The 2,708-nt window shown below is 57.9% G+C and carries 2 protein-coding genes; both read left to right on the forward strand.

What is annotated here, in order from left to right:
• Positions 1 to 385 precede the first annotated feature (385 nt).
• Positions 386 to 1,975 carry a hypothetical protein gene (locus tag VZ95_RS10940; protein WP_198148233.1) on the forward strand — a complete coding sequence of 530 codons (1,590 nt, stop codon included), beginning with the start codon at positions 386 to 388 and terminating at the stop codon, positions 1,973 to 1,975.
• Positions 1,926 to 2,252, forward strand: a complete 327-nt coding sequence (locus VZ95_RS25505) for a hypothetical protein (RefSeq protein WP_198148234.1) — start codon at positions 1,926 to 1,928, stop codon at positions 2,250 to 2,252. Before VZ95_RS10940 ends, VZ95_RS25505 begins: the two co-directional genes overlap by 50 nt.
• The last annotated feature ends 456 nt before the right edge of the window (positions 2,253 to 2,708 follow it).

The following is a 2,708-nucleotide window of genomic DNA, read 5'->3' on the forward strand; positions in this document are numbered from 1 at the left end:
ATCAAAGTGCCAAATTTTTACGCCCGTTATGATTACTGATTATTGCAATCAGCGGTTTTCTCCTCTCTTCAATCCGATTGAGGTACACGCTTTAGAGGGTTATTTAATCCGATTGCATAAGGGGAAGACTTATCCGCCCTATCGGGGAACCCGGCTTAATCTACAGGCGGTTGCTTATGAGGTTGGAATCGATGTTTCCCGTTTATCCGCTGTCAGTACCGACCTTCAACCAATCTTTGACGCCGTGGCGCGGTCCATTGTCGAGGCCGAAATGCGAGGGGAGGGTAGGGCAATCTCGGCGAAGAAAGGGCGGATGAAGCACCCTTCGCAGGATATAGGCCGCGCAATGGTGCCAAAGCCCGTAAGGCGGACCAGAACGCCACAAATGCCGAAGCCTATCGTTCCCTTCCCGGAACCACTGGAGAGGGAATGGCAGGAACCGAACGATCTGGCCGCCGCTTTGCGGTTGCATGCCCGGCGGCATGGCGAAACGCTGTCGCATCTCCATCGCGCGGTGGTGCAGCCGGAGGATAATCTCAGCCGGAGCACGATCAGCAGTTGGGGGCGGGGCACAAAACAACCGCGGTCGGTAGCCAGTCTCGATATTTTACAGCGGATCGAGAAGCGTTACCGGCTCCCAACGGGCTACTTCATGCTGAAAGTTCAGCAACCGGCACGGGCGGCGACCGGGCATGATCTCGATGGCGTATCGCCTGCGGAGCGTCGGCGGTTGGCCTGGCATCTGCCGGATGATTTCAATCAACGCCCCGCCTCTGAGCGGGCTGAAATTCTAAATTGGGTTCGGACGGTCATCATCAGCGGCGCGACAGATTACCGGCGCTATCAAGCGGTGGCGATGCGGCAACATTTCGCCGTGCAGTTTGCCTGTGCCAAAACCGTGCGGCGCGGGCGGGTGCCAGCCCCGGAGACTCTCGGGATCATCGACGCGCCAAAGCGTCTGAACGCCGAGATGGCCGATTTGTTGGCGTTCAAGACCGGGACCTTCGCGGCCTTCGGCTTCCAGCGCAACGGCGTTTGGGGCGAAGAGACGGCCACGCAGAAGATGGAGCACTTCGGCCTGTGGTTCGGGGCTTTTACGGCACCGCGCGCCAGTGACTTGCAGGGGTTCGGGGTCGATCCCGCGCGCCTGACTTTCGCCATGATGGTCTTTCCTCAAGTCTGGGACTGGTATTTGCAGTGGCGCGAGCGCCGTCGCGGTTTCTTCACGCGGTGGGAGATCGATCTTCTCTCCATCGCCGCCGCTTTCACCCGAGAGGAAACCGGATGGCTGCGGCAGATGCCCTGCCTCGCCACGCATTTGCAGGAGATCGAAGGGTTAATCCGGCGCGCCGATATTGACGAGGTTCAGCGCGACTGGCCCGCTGCCTGTGACAGAATGTATCGGCACGCGCGGCGGCGGATCAAGGAAATCGAGCGTGTTGTCCGCGTCCATCGGGACCCGTTCGAACCGATCTTGCCGGTTTTAGAAGCCGCCAGTCCGGTGGCCGAATATCGCAAGATCACCGAGGAAATCCTCCGTCGGAAGCCGGACGAAGCCTTATATCCCCGTCCCGCCGCCGAATCGATGCGGGCGTTCCTGATGCTGCGGCTCGGTTTGCACACCGGCTTGCGCCAGAAGAATCTGCGGGAACTGCTGCTATGCAAACGGGGGGATCTGCCGACCTCCGAGCGTCGGTTGGCCGATGCCAAGCGCGGCGAGCTCCGCTGGAGCCCGCGCGAGCAGGGATGGGAGATCCTGATTCCTTCGGTGGCTTTTAAAAATGCCAATTCTTCCTTCTTCGGCAGCAAACCGTTTCGGCTGATTTTGCCGGATCTTGGCGGGCTCTATGGAATGCTTGAGGTTTATATCGACCGACACCGCGACCGGCTGATCGGCCCGGCCAACGATCCCGGCACGTTTTTTCGTGAAAACCGCAAAAGTCACCAGCACGAACGCCGCCTACGATCAGAATAGTTTCTACGAGGCGTGGCGTCTCATCATTCAGCGCTATGGGATCTACAATCCCTGGACCGGGCGTGGGGCGATTGAAGGCCTCTTGCCGCACGGCCCGCATAATGTCCGCGATGTTCTGGCGACACATATCCTGAAGCAGACCGGCTCCTACGAGCAGGCAAGCTATGCGATCCAAGACACGCCGGAAATGGTTGCCCAGCACTACGGGCGCTTCCTCCCCCAGGACAAGTCCGAAATCGCGGCCCGCATCCTCAACCGCGTCTGGGATGCCGCGTGAGGGGGTGGATGTTCGAAGAGGCTATGCCGCATTGCAAAACAGCCCACGCAGCCTGCCGAGGCGAGAAATTCCAGAATCTGGCAGTACATCGATGCTGATCGCAAGTTAAGATGAAATCCTGCCCCCGCAACCAAATTATACCGCCAAACCCCCCGCCAAAAACGGGGGGTTTGGCGTTTTACCCCTATTTGGCCTTTTTCGCGGGTTCAAGCGGTAGTGGTTGATCTTGGATAAGAGTATGAAATAACAGAAACCTGTTGGCCGATTACCGTATCGCGAGTTAGCTATCACCAGTATACACGAAAAATTTGCAAAACTGCTCGTTCATTCTCGTTGATGAAATATGCCGCCGTTAGCCTGTGGCGTCGTGCACATAAGGTCACGACGTTTCAGGAGAACAATGATGACACAACAGCAAATGTCTTTGGCTGAAGGGATTCGTACCTGGCTTAACGA

This window comes from Elstera litoralis (genome assembly GCF_000963705.1).
Lineage (GTDB): Bacteria > Pseudomonadota > Alphaproteobacteria > Elsterales > Elsteraceae > Elstera > Elstera litoralis.